Genomic DNA, 20351 nt, shown 5'->3' on the forward strand with positions numbered 1-20351 from the left:
TCCCCCTGTGAGAGTAGGACGTCGCCAGGCAACGTAAAAAGAACTAACATTATGTTAGTTCTTTTTTTATGACATTTTTCAGAAAGAAGTCTTTTGTATCTAAATGGGTGAGGATAGTTATTACTTCTTCTTTTGAAACAAAACAAAATGCTGCAACTTCTTTATCTTTTGGTTGTAAATCGGTTCTATTCCCTTTATAGCAAACGTGGAACATTGTTGTTTTTTGACTTGTATAGCCTATTTTCTCTTTTATATGGACTGGAAAATCAAAAGAGATGGTTTCTTTATATTGCTGCATAATGATATAGTTTCGGCTTCCTGTTTCTTCTTCTAGTTCTCTCATTAAAGCTTCCTCTAAATTCGCATCACTTTGTTCGACACCACCTTTTACGAAGTCCCATTCTTCTTTTATGCGTTCTTTTCCTGTAATTGTATTAATCGTTGTTTTACAGATAAGTAAAAATGTATCTCCCTGTTCTACTATTGCGCCTACTGCTTGTCGAATCATACTATTTCTCCTTTTAATTAGTATTTTTATTGTACGCTTTCTTGTTATATTTTTGAAATATTTGTAATGATAAATCTATTTGTTTGGAAGATAATATGCTATCTAGAAGCCAAAATAGGCTATAGGTAACTGAAAGAGTGAATGGATGGATATAACTTTATCAAGAGGTGTAATGTCGTACACATAGCTTATTTATTAATGTAGGAGTGTGTTACATGTTAGGGAGAGGAATGAATGGATGAGGGATGTAAGGTGCTTTTAATATGGATGAAACAAAGAATAGTATTCATATTGATATAATAGAGAAAAGGAGACAAGGGGGATTTGAATGAAACGTGGAGTGACATGTGAGATTCCAAATGAATATGGTTTTTTCTTTCTTATTTATTAAAGCCAATGGACGTAACTATCTATCATTGGAAAAACGGTGGAGAAGAGTCATATATCGTTAGAAAGCAGGAGTTAGTCCCTTTATTTTCAGAAGATGAAAAAGTCATAGATGGCTTCCAATTAAGACAACGTATGAAGGAATCGCCTCAATATCTTATTTTCTTGAGTTTACAAGCATATAGAACGGAAGAAGTACAAGAAGTAAAAACATATGAAGAATTTCTTGAGAGTGATTGCGAATTGATCTTTAGAGTGATAGATAGTTCATACATTACGATGTATGTGAAGGATCAAGAGCAAATAGAACGATTGTATGTCAATGCGAAGAACTATGGATTCGAGAATGTCTCTTATATTACGGATGAGAATGATTGTGAAACAACATTAACCGTGTGGGGGTAAAGCAAATGGAAGAAACAATACGAAAAGAAGTTATTCGTACGGAAGAAGATGTATGGAAGATGCTAGATAGTTTTTTACGCGAACCCGTACCATTTTGGGATGAATTTTATTCAAATCGTGAAAAGAAGATTCCATTTTTTGAACAGAAGCCAGATGAAAATCTTGTAGCGCATTTTACAGAAGGTAGATGGAAGAGTGGACGTGTACTAGAACTTGGGTGTGGACCAGGAAGAAATGCCATTTATTTTGCAGAGCAAGGATGTATCGTTGATGCGGTAGATTTATCACAGGAAGCACTGACTTGGGCTGCGGAACGAGCGAAGGAACAAAATGTTGATGTTACGTTTCTTCATCGTAATCTATTTGAATTAGATATAGAAGAAGGCATATATGATATCGTGTATGATTCTGGTTGTTTCCATCATATTGCTCCGCATCGTCGAATGAGTTATCTCCGTGTACTCCAGAAAGCATTGAAGCGTGGTGGTTATTTTGCGCTTACTTGCTTTGCTGAGGACGGTCCATTAGGAGGAGCAACGATATCAGACTGGGATGTATATCGATTGCAGAGTCTACAAGGGGGTTTAGGATTTACAGAAGAGAAACTAAGAGTGATTTTTGATATGTTTGAAGTAGTAGAAATACGTCCGATGAAAGTCTTACAGAGCGATGAAGTATTTGGTGTAGATGGATTATGGACAGCGCTTTTTCAAGTGAAATAAAAAAACAAGGTGATTTCCTACTATGAGGAAATCACCTTGTTTTATAGATTTAGCACAACTTCTATTCCAAAGTGATCAGAAACAACTTCATGGTTTGTTCCGTTAAAGATAACCTTGGATGAATGAACCGAGATAAGCTTGTTTGCTAAAATTAAATCAATGCGCATATCGCCGTTGTCTTTATCCCATCCATCAATTTTTCCTTGAACAGTAGTACCGTTATCACGTTCTTCTGCTAATGTGTATGTATCATAAAGACCACGTTCTTGTAAATAATCATATCCTTCCCCTGTAATAGAAGCGTTGTTGTTAAAGTCTCCTAAGAAAAAGGCTAGATGATTATCTGGTGCGTGTGTGAGTAACATATCTACTTGATATGCAAATGGTTCTTCCTCATCATTCCACCAGCCGAGATGACAAGAATAGAAGGAGATGGGGGCTCCTTTGTACGAAACAGTCACCCCTATAATCTTTCTTGTTTTCCAATACGATTGGTCTGTACTTTTCGAAATGAAGAAGTCTTGCTGATCAATGATCGGTAGCCTCGTTAAAATAGCAACGCCTTCTTCATATGTGTCGTAGCCAATATGTCCCCAATCCCACACAAGTGTGTAGTTGGTTATATTTCGTCTTTTCAGTGCTTCAAGTAACAATAGTCCGTAGTTATCTTTCTTTAGCGGAGCTACGTATATCGTAGCATCAACAGACTGGCTTACTTCTTGAAGAGCAATGACATCGTATTGTTGCTTCGCGATCACATCTGCAATATGTTCAATTTTTTCTAGTTGTTGCTGTTCTTGCCATGAATGGCAGTTCAGCGTTAATAATTTCATGTACTTAAACTCCTAAAATGTCTTGAATATCAGACTTCAGAACGTCTGCCTTTGGTCCATAAATCGCTTGTACGCCTTGATCTTTGACGATTAAACCTATTGCACCGTTTTGTTTCCAATCAGCTTCAGACGCTACTTTGTCTGCTTCTTTTACTGTTACACGTAGGCGAGTCATACATGCATCTACATCAGCAATATTTTCACGTCCACCTAGTAATGCAATAATTGCTGTTGCCTGGTTTTCCACTGCTGGAGTAGAAGATGAAGTAGAGGCTGCTACTTCTGTTTCCTCCATTTCGATATAGTTACCAGCACGTCCTGGTGTTGGTATGTTAAACTTCTTAATTAAGATATTAAATACTGCGAAGTTTAATCCGAAGAACACAAGGCATGTTAGGAAGAAGTAAATTAAATCTTTCGTTAAGCCAGCGTTCACAATCATTGGTGTTCTCGTTAATAACTCGATAAAACCAAATGCGTGAATACGTAAATCAATGAAGTCTACCATTGCGAATGAAATACCAGTTAAAACTGCATATACAACATATAATACTGGTGCGATGAACATGAACATGAATTCGATCGGTTCTGTTACACCAGTTAAGAATACTGCTAATGCAGCTGATAAGAACATTGGTTTATATTTAGAACGTTTCTCTTTGTCTACATTTTTGTACATCGCTAATGCGATACCGATTAATGATGCTGTTGAAGCAATTACTTGACCTACTTTAAAGCGTGCAGGTGTTACATCTGTTAGTAATTGATCGTAGGCAGCTTGATTTGTACCTACTAAGTTATTTAAGTCGTTAATCCAAGCTAACCAAAGTGGATCTTGGCCAGCTACTACTTGGCCTACCTTTTCTCCAGTTTGAATGATATATTCTCCACCTAATCCAGTGTAGTTCATTGGAACCGTTAACATATGATGTAATCCAAACGGTAATAATAGACGTTCTAACGTACCGAAGATGAACGGTGCGATAACTGGTGCTGTATCCTTCGATGTTGCAATCCAGCCACCGAAGTCATTTAGTAAGCCTTGTACGAACGGCCAAAGTAAAGATAGAATAATTGCAGTAATCGTTGAACCGATAATAACCATGAATGGCACAAAGCGTTTTCCGTTAAAGAAAGCAAGTGCCTGTGGTAACTTATCGTAGTTATAATATTTGTTGAATAGGGAAGCCCCTAAGAAACCGGCAATAATGCCGACGAATACACCCATGTTAAGTGCAGGTGCACCAAGTACCGATGTAAAGTAATCTTTTACTACTAAATCTCCCGCCAAAGTAGAGCTAACTTTAGCACCTTCTTCTTGTAGCATGGAACCGTTTACACCGAAGATCGCACCAGTGATACGGTTAATTAAGATAAATGCAAGAAGACCTGCGAATGCACCGCCTGCGCGTTCTTTCGCCCAAGATCCCCCAATTGCAACTGCGAATAGTACATGTAAGTTTGTAATGATAGCCCAACCGATGTCCTCCATCACACGGGCACTTGTCATCACAAGTGAAATATCTCCACCAAACATTCCAATTAGCTTTCCGATTGAAATCATTAAGCCTGCAGCTGGCATAACGGCAACTACTACTAGTAATGCTTTACCGAACTTTTGCCAGAAGTCGAACGAAATGAATTTTGATTTCTTCATCCCTTTTTCCCCCTTTGTTAGTAAATAATATGTGAATCATCTTTTAAATAGTGCAATAAAACATATGCAAACAAGAAAGTGCAACCGCTTGCATGAATTTATTGTAATTGAATTATTTTCACAATGCAATCATAAAATATAAATAATTTTAAAAATTATTTATCGGATTTTTGTTGTGAAAAACATGTATAGAAGTCTGTATGTTAGCAGTAAGCGTAGTATACTAATAAAAGGATGATATAGATGTTTGGTGGAATAAATAATATCATAAAAAAACAAATAAAAAGTTATGAAACCGTTTGCGTAATTTGTCGTCTGGTGGCATAATGGGGATAGAAAAAGATATGAACGACGAACTAGTTTGTTGGACAATATAGTATATAGATAGAGATGAAGAAAGGAAGAGGACTAATGGATAAAAAGGTGGTAGTTGGAGTTGATTTAGGTGGTACAACGACGAAATTAGCATTTGTGACAGAAGAGGGAACAATTCTACATAAGTGGGAAATTGCCACAGATACATCAGGAGCGGGAAAAAATATTCTTCCGAACATTGCACAGTCGATTGAAGAGCGAGCAGTGACACATAATATTACAAAAAAGCAAGTAAGTAGTATCGGTATTGGCGTACCTGGACCGGTTGATTTTGAGAGTGGAGTAGTTGAGCATTGTATCAATATTGGTTGGGGGAAAACGCATGTGCGAGCGTATTTAGAAGAGCGTATGGGTGTTTCTGTGTTTGTTGATAATGATGCAAACATTGCATCATTAGGTGAATTGTGGAAAGGTGCAGGTGCAGGAACGAAAGACTTAGTATGTATGACACTTGGTACAGGTATTGGCGGCGGAGTTATTGTCGATGGCAAAATTGTACACGGTGCAAAAGGTGCTGGTGGAGAAATTGGCCATGTAACGGTTATTAGAAAAGGTGGCTATGTATGTAACTGTGGCAAGACAGGATGCTTAGAGACAATTGCCTCTGCAACAGGAATTGCTCGTACAGCAGTAGCATATATCGAGAAAGATGCACGGGAGAGTGTATTAAAAGATATAGATAGGGAGAAGAAGCTAACAGCGAAAGATGTGTTTGATGCATATAAACAAGGTGATGCACTAGCAACGGATATTGTGGATGAGATTGCAGATCATTTAGGAGCTGCGGTTGCGAATATTGGTAACATGTTAAACCCAGAGAAAATTGTTATCGGCGGTGGTGTATCAGCGGCAGGTGACGCATTGCTTCAGCCGGTAACACGTTACTTTGAGGAGTATGCATTCTCAACGGTACGTACGAGTACGAAGCTTGCACTTGCTACTTTGGGAAATGATGCGGGTGTAGTAGGCGGTGCTTATTTAGCTAAAACATATGGTAACTAAATAAAAATAGAAAGAAGGCATAGAAAAAGTGCCTTCCTTCAATCACAGTAATGAAAGCGCTTTTGCATAGAGTAAGAGAGGGGTACTAGAAATGAATAAGACATGGTGGAAAGAAGCGGTAGCATATCAAATTTATCCAAGAAGTTTCATGGATTCTAACGGTGATGGAATCGGTGATTTACGAGGGATTATTAGCAAGTTAGATTACTTAAAAGACCTAGGAATCGATGTGATTTGGATTTGTCCAATGTATAAGTCACCGAATGACGATAATGGATATGACATTAGCGATTACCAAGACATTATGGATGAGTTTGGTACGATGGAAGATTTCGATGAGCTATTAGAGGAAACACATAAGCGTGGTATGAAGTTAATTATCGACTTAGTAATTAATCATACAAGTGATGAACATCCATGGTTTATTGAATCACGTTCTTCAAAAGATAATTCAAAACGTGATTGGTATATTTGGAGAGACGGTAAAGACGGTGCAGAACCGAATAACTGGGAAAGTATTTTTAACGGTTCTGCATGGGAATATGATGAGAAGACAGAACAATATTTCTTACATGTCTTTTCTCGTCGCCAACCAGATTTAAATTGGGAGAACGAAGAAGTACGTCAAGCCCTATATAAGACAGTTAACTGGTGGTTAGATAAAGGAATTGATGGATTCCGTGTCGATGCAATTAGTCATATTAAGAAAGAAGAAGGATTTGCAGATATGCCAAATCCTAAAGGTGAGAAGTATGTATCGTCGTTCGATAAACATATGAACGTAACAGGTATTCAACCGCTTCTACAAGAATTAAAGAAGGAGACATTTGCGAAATACGATATTATGACAGTCGGTGAAGCAAATGGTGTAAAGACGGATGAAGCGGAAGCATGGGTTGGTGAAGAAAAAGGTATTTTCGGTATGATTTTCCAATTCGAACATTTAGATTTATGGCGTTCTGAAACGACGAAAGAAGTCGACGTAGTGAAATTGAAAGAAGTATTATCGAAATGGCAAATGGCGTTAGAAGGTAAAGGATGGAATGCACTGTATATCGAAAACCATGACCAACCACGTAGTGTATCAACATGGGGAAATGATTCAATGTATTGGTTTGAGAGTGCAACAGCGTTAGCAACAATGTATTTCTTCATGAAAGGTACGCCGTTCATTTATCAAGGACAAGAAATTGGTATGACAAATGTACAATTTGAGATCGATCAGTATGATGACGTTGCGGTAAAGAACTTGTACAAGAAGAAACGTGAAGAAGGCTTAACGCATGAAGAAGTAATGGCAATTATTTGGGATTGTGCACGTGATAACTCACGTACACCGATGCAATGGAATGGGGCAGCAAATGCAGGATTTACAACAGGTACACCGTGGCTTGCTATGAATCCAAATTACGAGAGTATTAATATCGCTGTACAGGAGGAAGATGAAACATCTATTCTTCATTTCTATAAGAAGATGATTGCACTGCGAAAACAATCAAATGTTCTAATATACGGAGCATACGAATTGTTACTAGGAGAAGACAAGCAAATCTTTGCCTACACACGTACATTAGGGGAGGAAAAAGTACTTGTATTAACGAACTTATCGGCAAAAGAAGCAACATATGAGCTTGATGGGTATACAGTAGAACCTGAGAATTTATTGCTTCATAACTATGAGGAAACAGAGGGAATGACAAATTCGTTACGTCCATACGAAGCAAGAATGTATCGTCTTTCTTAATACAAAAAGGTGTATTGCAAAGAAGCAATGCACCTTTTTTATATGGGTTATCTAGTGGGGAAAGGGAATGTACCATCTTTTTGCTTGAGAACTGTGAAGACATTTTCAATGGCATGTATGGAAATAGGAGCGAAAATATGCGGATAATATTCCCCGTTTTTCGCTAGTTCCACTTTGAGTGTTTCACTTACTTTCTGTTCATTCACAACGAGAAGAAGAATTCGTTCCTCCTCACTGAAATGCTTTGCTGCTGTATTAGGTACTTGATATTCGTATGAGCAGTGAATAAAACCCTCTGTTGTTAATGATGACTCAATGATTTCTCCGATATTTTGTGCCTTTTCCCAATCTATTGGACGGATGATTTTGATAATCTTTTGCATATGAAACGCCTCCTTTTCTATGTAGTAGCGTAATATAAATGACATTTCTAGACAATAGAAATACACCTATATGAAATAATTTCCCGGAAAATGTTAGAGAAGGGGGGATTGTTAATAAAGGTGTCGAATGACATATACAGCTAATAAAAGAATAGTAATAGAGAGAGGAGGGAATAAAATGATTTCTATTAAAGATGTATCAAAGGCATACAAAACACAACAAGCACTAAAGCGTGTTAGTCTTACCATTCAACCTAGTACATGTTTTGGTCTTATCGGACCAAATGGTGCTGGGAAATCAACGTTAATGAAAATCGTTTGTGGTGTCTTACAAGAATACAATGGAGAGGTAACCGTTAGAGGAATCAATCCAGCTCAATATGATCAAGCCGTTAAGAAAGAATTAGGATATGTGCCACAAGATATTGTGTTAACGGAAGAATTATCAGCGATTGATAACTTACGCTTTTTTGGTGGTGTGTATGGCTTAAGAGGGAAGGAATTAGAACAACGTATGAAAGAGGTGCTTGCTCTAGTAGGTCTAGAAGAGCGTGGCAAAGACAAAGTGAGTACGTTCTCGGGGGGAATGAAGCGACGTATTAATATTGGGTGTGCATTGCTTCATAATCCATCTGTTATTGTAATGGATGAGCCGACAGTTGGAATTGATCCTCAATCGCGTAATTACATATTTGATATTATTTTGGCGTTGAAGAAAGAGGGAAAGACGATTATTTATTCGAGTCACTATATGGAAGAAGTGCAATATTTATGTGATGATATGGCACTTATTGATTTAGGCGTAGTTGTCGAAAGCGGAAATTTAATGGAGATTATTCAAAAGCATTCGAAGCAAGGAGTATACGTAGAAGGACAAGACATCATGAAAGAGCAATTACAGTCATTTGGGATGCTTATTGAGAAAGGGAATGGTTATTTAGTTAGTAGTGATACGCCACTAGAAACGTTACAACAAATAGCGACCTATGTAAGGGAACATCAACTACACGTACAGCGTTTAGAACTTTCGCAAACGTCGTTAGAAGATATTTTCTTATTATTAACAGGGAAGAAATTACGAGATTAAAGGGGAGGTGAGCGAAATGATGCAAGCAATTATGCGGAAAGAATTGAAGAAGTTATTAAAGCAACCGGGTACGTATTTCTGGATGGTTGGCTTCCCTATTATCTTCATTGTTATTTTTGCCTCGGTGTTTGGGAATACGAATTTCACGTTTAAAGTGTATTATGCCGATTATGATAAGAGTACAATGTCAAAAGAGTTTATCGAGCAAATAAGTACATCGAAAAGTTTCAAATTTATTGAAATAGAAGAAGGCGAAGATTCAATAGAGAAAGTGAAAGATGGGACATATGCGGTCTATATAGAAATACCAAAAGGGTTTGAAGAAAAGGTAACGAATCAACAAGAGGTTAAGATTTTGTTCGCCTATGATGGTACAAGTGGTTCAGCCCAAGCTGTTGAGCCTGTCAGAACGTTATTTGAATCAGTAGCAAACGAATACAAAGAACAAAAAGTAAAATCGGCACTATTATCTTTTACCAAAGATGAAGCAATAACAACCCAGCTCATGACTTCTCCACTTCATATCCAATATGAGGCGCAGGAAACGAAGAAAGTAAATGCGATTACGCAGTATATTCCAGGTTATACGGTTATGGCCGTATTCTTTATTATGATGAGTATGTCAAAAGTCTTTTTAGACGATAAGAAAAATGGAATGGTAACAAGACTAGCAAGTACGCCAATTAAACCAATTCATTATTTGCTGGGAATGTGGATTCCAAACATCATTCTCGTATGTGGGCAAATTGCCGTATTATTTGCATTTGGTCACTTTGTGTACGATTTACAAATAGGAAACATTCCTGCACTTATTGTTTTATCCTTTGTATTAGCATTAGTAAGTACATCAATGGGGCTCGTTGTGTCGTTCATTTCAAAGGATGATAATACGGCACAAGCATTTGCGCAAATTATTGCGATTGGGGGTGCTGCTTTAGGAGGGCTATGGTTCCCGCTTAGTATTATGCCAGAGTTTATGCAATCTATCGCACAATTTTTACCGCAGTACTGGGCACAAAATGCCTACATTGATATATTTGCGAGAGATGCAAATATAGTAGCAATTTTTCCGGCAATTGCAATTTTGCTTGCTTTCACGCTTATTAGTGTGCTACTTGCGCTTATTACATACAAACGTTTTTATAAAGGTGCAGCAAGTTGAAAAAAGGCCTCTTCTTATGGAAGGGGCCTACGTTGTTTTACCGATAACAAAGCTAATGAATAGGACGAATAAGAGAATGAGTGCAATACAGACATAAATTATATCCCGTTGTTTCCAAAATAAGAAAAGCGTTGTAACAATCCGGAAAACGGGTGTCAAAATGAGTAAGAATAAACCTGTCAAAATAATGGCGTACGATTTCCCTGCAAGTAAACCACTCCATATCGCTGTTAATGTTGTTGGGTATGTTTCGTACGGATAACCGCTGTCACCAGTCACAAGAAACATTGTTAGCCCAACAATAATAAAAGCGGCACTTACCCAAACACCAATACGGATGACAGTACTAATAATAAAAGGACTATTATCCATATCTGATGATGAAACCTGTTCTATTTGTTCACGATGACTCACCATTTCCACCCCAGTCCTTGTAAAATCATTTGAATTGCAACGTAAGCAAGAATAGGAATGAATAACATGCGTGTCGTTTTGCTTTTTAATCGTTGCATTATACGTGCTCCGATAGCAGCTCCGATTAGAACGCCAATCGCAACTGGTGCTGCAATCTTTGGATCAATGTCTCCGCGGAGGAAGTAGACACTCGCACTAGCTGTCGCTGTTACCCCCATCATGAAATTACTTGTTGCACTAGATACCTTAAGTGGTAATTTCATGAACATGTCCATTGCCATTACTTTGAAGCTACCACTACCAATACCAAGTAATCCAGAGAGAATACCCGCCCCGTACATCACGCTAAATCCTCCATAAACATTTGTAACATTATAAGGGATGTGTTGTTGAATTGCTTTGTCATAATAGCTACTGTTCAAGTTAAGTTTTGTTGCAAGTGGATGTGGTTCAACGTCAATTCCCTCTGTGTTTTTTTTCTTTAACATAGCGATTGCTGAATAGAGTAGGAGTAGTCCAAAAATAATGTACAAGTAATCTGGAGCGATGAACCCAGCAATTAATGCACCTGTAACGGCACCGACTGTTGTCGCAATCTCTAGAAACATGCTAATACGTATATTTGTAATCCGTTCTTTTATATAAGCGACTGCTGATCCGCTTGAAGTAGCAATAACGGAGATGATGCTGGCACCAATTGCATAGTTAATATCTACGTCAAACAATAATGTTAATGCAGGTGTAATAATAATGCCGCCACCAAGTCCAAGGACGGCACCAATTATGCCTGCGAAAATAGCAATAATCAATATTTCAAAAGCAATAAGTGTCACATGTTTCCCTCCTTTTGTTAAGTTTCTCTCTTTATTATATAGCTTGTACAAAGACAAGAGGTATTAAATGATACATTATTAGGATAATTTTTATAATACATTTTCCTCATTTGTTTAGTTGGATATAAAGTTTTTTTGTGGAGGAAGTGACAATGGAAATTATATTGAAATAAATATTAAAGGGAGCGTGTTATAATTAGGAACAGGATGGAAAAGAAGAGAGGTGTAGTGGATGATTGTTATTAGTTTTCTTGTGTTAGGGTGGGTGTTAAGTTGGTTTAAATTCGAACAGCTATTTATTAAAGCCTTTGAAGAATTATTTACGAAACATATTACAATCGCAAGTTATTATTTCATTTTTTTCTGTATAGGGGCAGTAGGAGATATTGCACTTTTGTTTAATGGAACATACTATCATAAAATATAAAACGTACTCTGTGTTATGGTAGCACTGAGTACGTTTTTGTTTAATTGGTATTAACAAGTTTCTCAAACTTCTCTGTAAATTGTGCTGGATTGGCTGCACCTTGGACAATATCAACGATAATGCCGTTTTTATCGATGAAATAAGTGGTTGGTGTACCAATGACACGATATGCTTGCGCCACGGTCCCGTCTTCGTCGAGTAGAACAGGGAATGAAAATTGGTGTTCTTCGGCAAATCTGGTCGCACGATCGAAGGAATCTTGTGATGTTAAATTTACGGAGTATACCTCCATCTCCGCTTTATATTTCTCATATAGTCGTTCTAATTCAGGAGACAATGCTTCGCAGTTTGGACACCATGATGCCCAGAAGAACATAACAGTCGGTTTCCCTTTTGTTTGCTTTAAAGAGTACGTCATATTATCCAGGCTCGTTAAAGAAAAAGAAGGTGCTCGAAAGCCGATTTTTGGTGATTCTTCTATCGATTGTTGTTCAGTAGAAGTGTTTGTTTGTTTTGAAGTAGTTTTTTGTGGTTCGTTCTTCTGAAAGAGAAAAAAGCCAACCGTTAATATAAGAACAAGTGTAATGCCGATGGTAATAAGTTTGTTCATTTGTCTCTCCTTTTCGTTAGTATTGTCTCCATTGTAGTACGGGGAAGAAGAATGGGTCAAAGAAAGATAGATATATTTTTTATACGATATTGATAATCATTTTCAATTAGTTTATGATGAAGACAAAGATAACGAAAAAATGAGGGATAAAACAATGAAGGAAGTACGTACCGTTGCGGATGTTATTCGAGAGAGGCGTTCCATTCGAGAGTTTAAAGCAGATGAGTTAAATATAGAGGCTGTAATTGATTTATTAGAAGATGCAAAGTGGGCACCAAACCATGGATTACGTGAGCCATGGCGTATTATTCTATTCCACGGAGCAGGAAAAGAGAAATTTACGGAATCGGTGTTACGTACATATTCTCCAGATGAAAAGGCGAAAGTAGCGGAGAAGATGACAAACTACTTAATGGGTATACCGGTCCATATGCTTGTTGTCATGAAAGAAGATCCACGTCAAAAGCAATGGGAGGAAGACTTTAGCGCAACGAGTGCGTTCATCCAGAACTTCCAATTGCTTGCATGGGAACAGAAAATCGGTGTTGTCTGGAAGACGAACGGATATAACTGGCATCCAGCTTTCCGCGAGGCAGTAGGTATACAACCAGGAGAGAAGATTGTTGGCACGCTTCACCTTGGATATTTCGAGAAAGTGCCACAAGCGAAGCCACGCACGGATATACGTGAGAAGATGACAATTTATTCGTAATGATGATGGAAACCTTGCTACTTAGCGAGGTTTCTTTTTTTATAGAAAAGAGAGAACTTCCTACGCACATATTCGCCTATTTTGTTATAAAATAAGAAAGGTATCTATGCATATAGGCGCAAAATGTTTACAATAGAGAAATGCAAGAGTGTTAAGGAGGATTAACCATGAAAATCAAGTTAGGTTTATTATACGGTGGAAAATCTGCGGAGCATAAAGTATCATTACAAACAGCTTTAGCAGTTACAAAAGCATTAGATCATTCAAAATATGAAGTACATCCAATTTATATAACAGAACAAGGGAAATGGGTTCGTGGCGAGCGTCTTGAAGGAGCTGTGTCAGAAGTGAAGCAACTTCAGTTCCCAGATGAGAAAGCATTTGCTCCGATGACATTAAATACAGAGTTATTCCCAACAGAACAAGCGAAAGAAGATGCAATCGATGTTATCTTCCCGTTATTACACGGACCAAATGGAGAAGATGGTACAGTTCAAGGATTACTTGAATTAATGAACCTTCCGTATGTAGGGAACGGTGTATTAGCTTCAGCTGCTGGTATGGATAAAGTAATCATGAAGAATATCTTTGCACAAGCTGGTTTAACACAACCAAACTACGTATGGTACATCCGTAGTCAGTTTGAAGCAAACAAAGAAGTGGCATGTGAAGAAGTAGAGAAAGAATTAGGATACCCATGCTTCGTAAAACCTGCAAACCTAGGTTCAAGTGTAGGTATTAGCAAATGTCGTAACCGTGAAGAGTTAATGGCGGCATTTGAAGAAGCATTTATCTTTGACCGTAAAGTAATTGTTGAAGAAGGTATTATTGGACGTGAAATTGAAGTGGGTGTAATGGGTAACGATAATCCAAGTTGTTCGGTTATTGGAGAAATCGTACCAAAGACAGACTTCTACGACTACAAAGCAAAATATGAAGATGGAAGCACTGGTTTGTTAATTCCAGCTCCAGTTTCAGAAGAAGTAGCAACTCGTATGAAAGAGGAAGCAATCCGTGCATTCAAATCATTAGACTGCTCTGGTCTTGTGCGTGCAGATTTCTTCTTAACAGAGAAAGAAGAATTATTAATTAATGAGGTAAATACAATGCCTGGATTCACGCCATTTAGCATGTTCCCAATGCTGTGGCAAGAAGCTGGTATGACGTATCCAGAAATTATCGAACAATTAATTCAACTAGCAATTGAGCGCCACGAAGAAAAACAAAAAATCAAGTATACGATGTAAGCTTTTCTGAAACAGTAACAACAAATGAGAAAGCACTATTCACCTGAATAGTGCTTTTATAGCGAGGAGAGAGTAAGATGATTAAACGCATCCTAAAAAGCATTCAAGATATGGTGAATGGAACAGGATTAGAAACTACTTATGAAGAGGTAATGATCCAAGGGATTACGATTAATTCACGTGAAGTAGTGAAGGGGAATTTATTTATCCCAATTAAAGGGGAACGCTTCAACGGACATGAGTTCATCGAGAGTGCAATTGAACAAGGTGCCACAGCGACGTTATGGAAAACAGGGGAACCAAATGCACCGACTTCTATTCCAGTTATTTATGTAGAAGATACATTACTTGCATTACAAGCATTAGCGAAAGCGTACCGTAATGAATTAGGATTGAAAGTCGTTGGTATTACGGGAAGTAACGGAAAGACATCAACGAAAGATATCGTGGCAAGTGTGCTGGGGACAACGTACAAAGTTCAGAAGACGCAAGGAAACTTTAATAATCATTTTGGTTTACCGATTACAATTTTACAGCTAGAAGAAGATACGGAAGTAGCAGTATTAGAGATGGGGATGAGTGGGTTCGGTGAAATCGAATTACTATCCACAATTGCAGAGCCAGACGCGGCAATTGTGACGAATATTGGGGAAGCACATATGATGGAACTTGGTTCTCGTGATGGTATTGCGAAAGCGAAGCTAGAAATTGTAGCGGGCTTAAAAGAAGGGGGCGTACTTGTCTATAACGGAGATGAGCCATTACTTCTAGATCGTGTGGCGAAAATGAAGGATGTAACAGCTATTACATTTGGAGATGACGCTAGTAGCGACTATTATCCAACATCCATTGAGTTAAAAGCGGACGGGACAACATTTACATTGAATAAGACGGATAATACAACGTACTTCTTAAATGCACTAGGAAAGCATAACGTTGCAAATGCATTGGCAGCAATGGCTGTTGCAAAGAGCTTTGACGTACCATATGAAGCGATGAAAGAAGGATTAGCTTCTTTGCAGTTATCGAAGATGCGCATGGAAGTAGAGAAAGCACCATCAGGCTTAACAATTATTAACGATGCATATAACGCAAGTCCATCAGCGATGAAAGCGGCACTTAATTTCGTGCATGGCTTAACAGGATATGGTAAGAAAATTGTTGTATTAGGAGATATGTTAGAGCTAGGTGAACAAGAAGTAGCATTCCACCAAGAGGTAGGAGAGCATATCGATAAAGAGACAATTGATTATGTCTTTACATTCGGCCCACTTGGAGAGGAAATTGCGAAAACAGCACAAGCACGTACGGGCGTACAAGCGTATCGTGATAAAGAAGCGTTAATTAATGAAGTAAAGAGTGTGGCAACTGGTAATGATTTAGTTATCGTGAAAGCATCTCGTGGAATGAAGCTAGAAGAAGTGGTAGAGGCATTAAGAAATTAAAGAGAGAAGTTCGCCAATCTGTGTGATTGGCGGATTTTTTGTATGTGTACAGGAAAAGGAGGGGGAAATTTGCACGCAGTAATGAAAAAAATACGTATGCCCGTAGAAGAGGATGTATTAATAATGAATGCTCCTGCACAATATATAGAAGAGGTTTTCTCGGTGGTAGAGGATAGATTACACACTGCCAGTCAAGGAAAGTACTCCTTTGTTAACTTATTTGTACACAGTATAGCGGAATTGGAATGTTACGCTTCTGATGCGGTAGAAGCACTTACGCAAGGTGGACTACTTTGGATTGCCTATCCGAAGAAAAGTTCATCTATTAAAACAGACATTAGCCGTGATTATGGGTGGGATGTCATGGAAAAAGCTGAATTTGAAGGAGTCTCGTTAATTTCGATTGACGAGACATGGTCTGCAATGCGTTTTCGCTCTGCTCATGAAACAACACGTAAGAAATCAAAGAAGGCATCAACACTATCCGCAAACAAGGTGAAAAAAGAATTAACTATGCCAGAGGAACTATTATTGGCATTCAAAGAGAATCCACAAGCAAAAGAAGCATTTGAAAAATTAGCTCCTTCTTATCAAAAAGGGTTTATTGAATGGATTGTTAGTGCAAAAAGAGCAGATACAAAACAGAAACGAATTATCTTAACGATAGAGAAGGTAAAAGGTGGGATGAAAGCGCCTTACAATAAAAAATGAGAAAAGAAGTCATTTGCTTTTTTGATAAAGCATCTATATAATGAATAGGATACAGTTAGATGTACACGTATTTGCTCGAGTACTAACGACAATGAATAAATAGAGTGTCATTTTCCGATTCGTTTGGAAAATGTCTTTTTTTGATAAGATATTAAGAAAGTATAAATTTTTTATCATTTCTTATTTTCATAAACATATCTAGGTAGCCATCTAGGTCTAAACGTCTAGTACCCGCCAAGTGTTCTTTATTGTGATAAGAAAGTATAAGTTCTTGATCATATTTCTTATCATTTCTTATTCCAAAAGGGCAACTACGGATATGCTGTTCTCACCTAGCTCGGAGCTGAAGGAGAATGGCTTAGTTACCTGTAAATATTTATAAATAAAAGGAGAATAGCGCATTGGCAACATTTCGTGAATTAGGTTTAAGTGAAAAGTTATTACAATCAGTAGAAAAGATGGGATTTGAGGAAGCAACACCAATCCAAGCTCAAACAATTCCTTTAGCATTAGAAGGGAACGACGTAATTGGTCAAGCTCAAACTGGTACAGGTAAAACAGCAGCATTCGGTTTACCATTATTAGAGAAAATCGATACGAAGAGTGAGCACATTCAAGGTATCGTTATCGCTCCTACACGTGAGCTTGCAATCCAAGTTGCTGAAGAATTATACAAAATTGGTTCATTCAAAGGTGTTCGCATCTTACCAATCTACGGCGGACAAGACATTGGTCGTCAAATTCGTTCATTAAAGAAGCGTCCACAATTAATCGTAGGTACGCCAGGTCGTATCATGGACCACATGAACCGCAAAACAATCCGTTTAAACAACGTTCATACAGTAGTATTAGACGAAGCGGATGAAATGTTAAACATGGGCTTCATTGAAGACATCGAGTCAATCTTAACGGATGTACCAGAAGAAAGACAAACACTTCTATTCTCAGCTACAATGCCAGATCCAATCCGTCGTATTGGTGAGCGCTTCATGAAAGATCCACAATTAGTGAAAGTAAAGGCAAAAGAAGTTACAATGCCTAACATTACACAATACTATGTGGAAGTACAAGAGAAGAAGAAGTTTGATACATTAACTCGTCTTTTAGATATCCAATCTCCAGAATTAGCTATCGTATTCGGTCGTACAAAACGCCGTGTAGATGAGTTATCTGAAGCGTTAAACTTACGTGGTTACACTGCAGAAGGAATCCACGGTGACCTTTCTCAAGCGAAGCGTATGTCTGTATTACGTAAGTTCAAGCAAGGAACAATCGAAGTATTAGTAGCGACAGACGTAGCTGCGCGTGGACTTGATATTTCAGGCGTAACGCACGTGTATAACTTCGACTTACCACAAGATCCTGAGAGTTATGTTCACCGTATCGGTCGTACAGGCCGCGCAGGTAAAAAAGGTCTTGCAATGAGCTTCATCACACCACGTGAGTTCGGCCAATTAAAATTAATTGAGCGTACAACGAAACGTAACATGGAGCGCTTGACGCCACCAACATTAGATGAGGCGTTAGAAGGCCAACAACGTATGGCTTCTGAGAAGTTAGTATCAATGATCGAGAACGATAACTTATCTTACTACAAACGTCTAGCGGAAGAGTTAGTAGAAGAGCATGATTCAATCTCAGTTGTAGCAGCTGCATTGAAATTAATGACAAAAGAACCAGACCAAACACCAATTAACTTAACTTCTGAGCCACCAGTTGTAGCGAAAGATGGACGACGCGGCGGCGGCGGAGGCGGCGGACGTCGTGGCAACGGCGGAGGCTACCAAGGTAATCGTGGAGGCCGTAGTGGAGATCGTAACCGTGGCGGAGACCGTAATCGTGGTGGAGATCGTAATCGTGGCGGAGACCGTAACCGTGGCGGAGACCGTAACCGTGGCGGAGACCGTAACCGTAACGCTGAAGGTGGAAGCCGTGGCGGAGATCGTAACCGTGGTGGAGACCGTAACCGTAATCGTAACCGTCAATCATCAACAAATAACTAATTCAAAAGCAGGGGATTTCCTCTGCTTTTTTTGTATGTAAAAATGGGCATACTACTCCTTATTAATTAAAAAGGAGTTAGTTTGTATGATTGTTCGTCTTGGATATGTAGCAATGAGTGTGCATCTGAAAAATGCTTCCCCTTCTCAAACCATGACATATACACAGTTTCAAAAGTTGAATGACCGAGAGGCTGGTATTAAGAAGTTAGAGCGGATTTCAACTTCTAATCTTCAAAATTGTTTGCGCCTCTTAAAGCATAACAAGGGGCATGACATTTCCTTTTTTCGTTTTAGCTCTAAGTTAATTCCACTTGCTAACCATGAAGACTTGCAAGGTTGGAATTTTATAAGACCAATTCGCCCACATTTAGCGGAGATTGGTAAGTATGTTGCGGATAATAACATGCGTGTGGATTTTCATCCAGATCATTTTGTTATTTTGAATTCACCTGACCAAGATATTTTGAAGACTTCGCTTAAAACGTTACGTATGCACGAGATGTTATTAAAAGGGATGAATATTCCACCGACTCATCGCTGTGTTCTTCACGTCGGTGGAGGGTATAAGGATAAGGAACAAGCACTTGAGCGATTTATTTATAATTGGGGATTTATCCCGACATCTATTCAACGTATGCTAATGCTAGAGAACGATGATAAGACCTTTACGATTGGAGACACACTCTATCTCGGTGAAAAGTTAGCGATTCCAGTCGTCTTTGATTATCATCACCACCTTGTAAATGCAGGAGACTGGAGTTGGAAAGAGCAATGGCAGCGTGTTGTTCATACGTGGGAAGATTCTCCGCTTCCAATCAAGATGCATATTTCAAGTCCTCGTGATGAGAAAGATAGGCGAGCGCATGCGGACTACATAGACATCGATATGTTTATGACATTTCTCCGTGAAATAAAAGGAAGTGTAACACAAATCGATTGTATGATTGAAGCGAAGCGCAAAGATGATGCACTATTTCAATTAATGCAGGAACTAAAAAATGTAGATGGAATTGAATATATAGATGGAGCAAGCTTCTATTTAAAATGAAGCTTGCTTTTATAGTTTTTCGGTAGGAGAAAAGGTGTAAGAAGGCTACCGCTTACGATTCCAACGAGGTGAGAGAGGGTATTAATATTCTCTAGTGTGAAGCTAAAGAAGATATTGCTTCCTACTAGTAGAAGAAATAATTGCTTTTCGCGTGAATTGATATGAACTTTGTTTGTATAGAAGAAATAGAAATAAGTACCGAATATGCCAAAGAGTGCTCCTGAAGAACCAGCGTGTACATAGGAAAGAGGTTGTAAGAAGAAGGTTGCGATATTACCGGCTAGTCCAGAGCATATATATAATAAGAGGAATGACACTCGTCGCATATAGCCCTCTAAAAAAGGTCCGAGTAGAATAAGAGTGAGTAGATTTGAAATGAAATGATGGAATGAAAGATGTACGAACAGCGGTGTAATAATACGCCAATAGTCTCCTCGTGCAATTGCCTCGTTGTGACCAAGTAGTGTATGGAAAAAATCAGTATGTAGCATGCAAAGAAGAAAAATAAATGTTTGAATGAATACGAGTCCACATACAACAGGATATAAGTGGATGAAAGATTGTGTATTTTCGATTTTCGTGAACATAAGACACTCCTTTATTAGCAAGGGATAAATAGATGGTGTTTGTACTTTT

21 protein-coding genes are annotated in these 20351 nt (G+C 38.3%); 13 read left to right on the forward strand and 8 right to left on the reverse strand.

Annotation, left to right across the window (positions count from 1 at the left end; translation table 11 throughout):
• Positions 1 to 49: 49 nt before the first annotated feature.
• Positions 50 to 508: an NUDIX domain-containing protein gene (locus tag IEV41_RS19235; protein ID WP_188390139.1), complete on the reverse strand. Its 459-nt coding sequence runs from the start codon at positions 506 to 508 to the stop codon at positions 50 to 52.
• A 396-nt stretch (positions 509 to 904) separates the two neighbouring features.
• Here IEV41_RS19235 and IEV41_RS19240 point away from each other — a divergent pair, with 396 nt between their 5' ends.
• Together IEV41_RS19240 and IEV41_RS19245 are read left to right on the forward strand one after the other, a co-directional pair.
• Positions 905 to 1300, forward strand: coding sequence for a DUF2691 family protein (locus tag IEV41_RS19240; protein ID WP_188390140.1), 396 nt, complete (start codon positions 905 to 907; stop codon positions 1298 to 1300).
• Positions 1301 to 1305: 5 nt separating this feature from the next.
• Positions 1306 to 2022 (forward strand): class I SAM-dependent methyltransferase, encoded by a 717-nt coding sequence (locus tag IEV41_RS19245; protein WP_188390141.1) that lies wholly within the window; start codon positions 1306 to 1308, stop codon positions 2020 to 2022.
• Between the two features lie 41 nt (positions 2023 to 2063).
• On the opposite strand, the gene IEV41_RS19250 is transcribed toward IEV41_RS19245, so the two are convergent.
• Both IEV41_RS19250 and IEV41_RS19255 read right to left on the reverse strand, forming a co-directional pair.
• On the reverse strand, positions 2064 to 2855 hold the full coding sequence (locus IEV41_RS19250) for an endonuclease/exonuclease/phosphatase family protein (protein ID WP_188390142.1): 792 nt from the start codon (positions 2853 to 2855) through the stop codon (positions 2064 to 2066).
• A gap of 4 nt (positions 2856 to 2859) precedes the next feature.
• Positions 2860 to 4512: a PTS transporter subunit IIBC gene (locus tag IEV41_RS19255; RefSeq protein ID WP_188390143.1), complete on the reverse strand. Its 1653-nt coding sequence runs from the start codon at positions 4510 to 4512 to the stop codon at positions 2860 to 2862.
• Between the two features lie 411 nt (positions 4513 to 4923).
• Between IEV41_RS19255 and IEV41_RS19260 the strand changes: the two genes are divergently transcribed.
• Positions 4924 to 5889: an ROK family glucokinase gene (locus tag IEV41_RS19260; RefSeq protein WP_188390144.1), complete on the forward strand. Its 966-nt coding sequence runs from the start codon at positions 4924 to 4926 to the stop codon at positions 5887 to 5889.
• Between the two features lie 91 nt (positions 5890 to 5980).
• Complete coding sequence (locus IEV41_RS19265; RefSeq protein WP_188390145.1) at positions 5981 to 7633, forward strand: glycoside hydrolase family 13 protein; 1653 nt, start codon at positions 5981 to 5983, stop codon at positions 7631 to 7633.
• Between the two features lie 47 nt (positions 7634 to 7680).
• Here IEV41_RS19265 and IEV41_RS19270 read toward each other — a convergent pair whose 3' ends face one another.
• Positions 7681 to 8016, reverse strand: a complete 336-nt coding sequence (locus IEV41_RS19270) for a DUF952 domain-containing protein (protein WP_188390146.1) — start codon at positions 8014 to 8016, stop codon at positions 7681 to 7683.
• A 178-nt stretch (positions 8017 to 8194) separates the two neighbouring features.
• Here IEV41_RS19270 and IEV41_RS19275 point away from each other — a divergent pair, with 178 nt between their 5' ends.
• Positions 8195 to 9103 carry an ABC transporter ATP-binding protein gene (locus IEV41_RS19275; RefSeq protein ID WP_188390147.1) on the forward strand — a complete coding sequence of 303 codons (909 nt, stop codon included), beginning with the start codon at positions 8195 to 8197 and terminating at the stop codon, positions 9101 to 9103.
• Positions 9104 to 9119: 16 nt separating this feature from the next.
• Positions 9120 to 10265: an ABC transporter permease gene (locus IEV41_RS19280; RefSeq protein ID WP_188390148.1), complete on the forward strand. Its 1146-nt coding sequence runs from the start codon at positions 9120 to 9122 to the stop codon at positions 10263 to 10265.
• 27 nt (positions 10266 to 10292) lie between these two features.
• Here IEV41_RS19280 and IEV41_RS19285 read toward each other — a convergent pair whose 3' ends face one another.
• A complete protein-coding gene (locus IEV41_RS19285; RefSeq protein WP_229722294.1) occupies positions 10293 to 10637 on the reverse strand; it encodes a DUF1634 domain-containing protein in 345 nt (114 codons plus the stop codon).
• Positions 10638 to 10675: 38 nt separating this feature from the next.
• Entirely contained in the window at positions 10676 to 11512 is an 837-nt protein-coding gene (locus IEV41_RS19290; protein ID WP_188390150.1) for a sulfite exporter TauE/SafE family protein, read from the reverse strand.
• Positions 11513 to 11744: 232 nt separating this feature from the next.
• On the opposite strand from IEV41_RS19290, the gene IEV41_RS19295 reads away from it, so the two are divergent.
• Positions 11745 to 11939 carry a hypothetical protein gene (locus IEV41_RS19295; RefSeq protein WP_188390151.1) on the forward strand — a complete coding sequence of 65 codons (195 nt, stop codon included), beginning with the start codon at positions 11745 to 11747 and terminating at the stop codon, positions 11937 to 11939.
• Between the two features lie 40 nt (positions 11940 to 11979).
• Here IEV41_RS19295 and IEV41_RS19300 read toward each other — a convergent pair whose 3' ends face one another.
• On the reverse strand, positions 11980 to 12549 hold the full coding sequence (locus IEV41_RS19300) for a TlpA family protein disulfide reductase (RefSeq protein WP_188390152.1): 570 nt from the start codon (positions 12547 to 12549) through the stop codon (positions 11980 to 11982).
• Positions 12550 to 12703: 154 nt separating this feature from the next.
• Here IEV41_RS19300 and IEV41_RS19305 point away from each other — a divergent pair, with 154 nt between their 5' ends.
• The 6 genes from IEV41_RS19305 (at position 12704) to uvsE (ending at position 19715) form a co-directional block, all read left to right on the forward strand.
• Positions 12704 to 13261, forward strand: coding sequence for a nitroreductase family protein (locus IEV41_RS19305; protein ID WP_188390153.1), 558 nt, complete (start codon positions 12704 to 12706; stop codon positions 13259 to 13261).
• A gap of 167 nt (positions 13262 to 13428) precedes the next feature.
• The gene (locus IEV41_RS19310; RefSeq protein ID WP_188390154.1) at positions 13429 to 14508 is read left to right on the forward strand and encodes a D-alanine--D-alanine ligase; all 1080 of its coding nucleotides are present in this window, start codon (positions 13429 to 13431) and stop codon (positions 14506 to 14508) included.
• A 77-nt stretch (positions 14509 to 14585) separates the two neighbouring features.
• The gene (locus IEV41_RS19315) at positions 14586 to 15953 is read left to right on the forward strand and encodes a UDP-N-acetylmuramoyl-tripeptide--D-alanyl-D-alanine ligase (RefSeq protein WP_188390155.1); all 1368 of its coding nucleotides are present in this window, start codon (positions 14586 to 14588) and stop codon (positions 15951 to 15953) included.
• Between the two features lie 69 nt (positions 15954 to 16022).
• Positions 16023 to 16664, forward strand: a complete 642-nt coding sequence (locus IEV41_RS19320) for a YdeI/OmpD-associated family protein (RefSeq protein ID WP_188390156.1) — start codon at positions 16023 to 16025, stop codon at positions 16662 to 16664.
• A gap of 401 nt (positions 16665 to 17065) precedes the next feature.
• A complete protein-coding gene (gene cshA, locus IEV41_RS19325) occupies positions 17066 to 18667 on the forward strand; it encodes a degradosome RNA helicase CshA (protein WP_188390157.1) in 1602 nt (533 codons plus the stop codon).
• A gap of 85 nt (positions 18668 to 18752) precedes the next feature.
• Positions 18753 to 19715, forward strand: coding sequence for a UV DNA damage repair endonuclease UvsE (gene uvsE, locus IEV41_RS19330; protein WP_188390158.1), 963 nt, complete (start codon positions 18753 to 18755; stop codon positions 19713 to 19715).
• On the opposite strand, the gene IEV41_RS19335 is transcribed toward uvsE, so the two are convergent.
• Positions 19703 to 20302, reverse strand: coding sequence for a rhomboid family intramembrane serine protease (locus tag IEV41_RS19335; RefSeq protein WP_188390159.1), 600 nt, complete (start codon positions 20300 to 20302; stop codon positions 19703 to 19705). The genes uvsE and IEV41_RS19335 overlap by 13 nt on opposite strands.
• Positions 20303 to 20351: the final 49 nt, after the last annotated feature.

This window comes from Priestia taiwanensis (assembly GCF_014638355.1).
In the GTDB taxonomy this organism is placed as follows: domain Bacteria; phylum Bacillota; class Bacilli; order Bacillales; family Bacillaceae_G; genus Priestia_D; species Priestia_D taiwanensis.

Bases quoted from the DNA above. Each gene is read 5' to 3' on its own strand.
- IEV41_RS19235 (WP_188390139.1), bottom strand. From the start codon at position 508: ATGATTCGACAAGCAGTAGGCGCAATAGTAGAACAGGGAGATACATTT.
- IEV41_RS19240 (WP_188390140.1), top strand. From the start codon at position 905: ATGGACGTAACTATCTATCATTGGAAAAACGGTGGAGAAGAGTCATAT.
- IEV41_RS19245 (WP_188390141.1), top strand. From the start codon at position 1,306: ATGGAAGAAACAATACGAAAAGAAGTTATTCGTACGGAAGAAGATGTA.
- IEV41_RS19250 (WP_188390142.1), bottom strand. From the start codon at position 2,855: ATGAAATTATTAACGCTGAACTGCCATTCATGGCAAGAACAGCAACAA.
- IEV41_RS19255 (WP_188390143.1), bottom strand. From the start codon at position 4,512: ATGAAGAAATCAAAATTCATTTCGTTCGACTTCTGGCAAAAGTTCGGT.
- IEV41_RS19260 (WP_188390144.1), top strand. From the start codon at position 4,924: ATGGATAAAAAGGTGGTAGTTGGAGTTGATTTAGGTGGTACAACGACG.
- IEV41_RS19265 (WP_188390145.1), top strand. From the start codon at position 5,981: ATGAATAAGACATGGTGGAAAGAAGCGGTAGCATATCAAATTTATCCA.
- IEV41_RS19270 (WP_188390146.1), bottom strand. From the start codon at position 8,016: ATGCAAAAGATTATCAAAATCATCCGTCCAATAGATTGGGAAAAGGCA.
- IEV41_RS19275 (WP_188390147.1), top strand. From the start codon at position 8,195: ATGATTTCTATTAAAGATGTATCAAAGGCATACAAAACACAACAAGCA.
- IEV41_RS19280 (WP_188390148.1), top strand. From the start codon at position 9,120: ATGATGCAAGCAATTATGCGGAAAGAATTGAAGAAGTTATTAAAGCAA.
- IEV41_RS19285 (WP_229722294.1), bottom strand. From the start codon at position 10,637: ATGGATAATAGTCCTTTTATTATTAGTACTGTCATCCGTATTGGTGTT.
- IEV41_RS19295 (WP_188390151.1), top strand. From the start codon at position 11,745: ATGATTGTTATTAGTTTTCTTGTGTTAGGGTGGGTGTTAAGTTGGTTT.
- IEV41_RS19300 (WP_188390152.1), bottom strand. From the start codon at position 12,549: ATGAACAAACTTATTACCATCGGCATTACACTTGTTCTTATATTAACG.
- IEV41_RS19305 (WP_188390153.1), top strand. From the start codon at position 12,704: ATGAAGGAAGTACGTACCGTTGCGGATGTTATTCGAGAGAGGCGTTCC.
- IEV41_RS19310 (WP_188390154.1), top strand. From the start codon at position 13,429: ATGAAAATCAAGTTAGGTTTATTATACGGTGGAAAATCTGCGGAGCAT.
- IEV41_RS19315 (WP_188390155.1), top strand. From the start codon at position 14,586: ATGATTAAACGCATCCTAAAAAGCATTCAAGATATGGTGAATGGAACA.
- uvsE (WP_188390158.1), top strand. From the start codon at position 18,753: ATGATTGTTCGTCTTGGATATGTAGCAATGAGTGTGCATCTGAAAAAT.
- IEV41_RS19335 (WP_188390159.1), bottom strand. From the start codon at position 20,302: ATGTTCACGAAAATCGAAAATACACAATCTTTCATCCACTTATATCCT.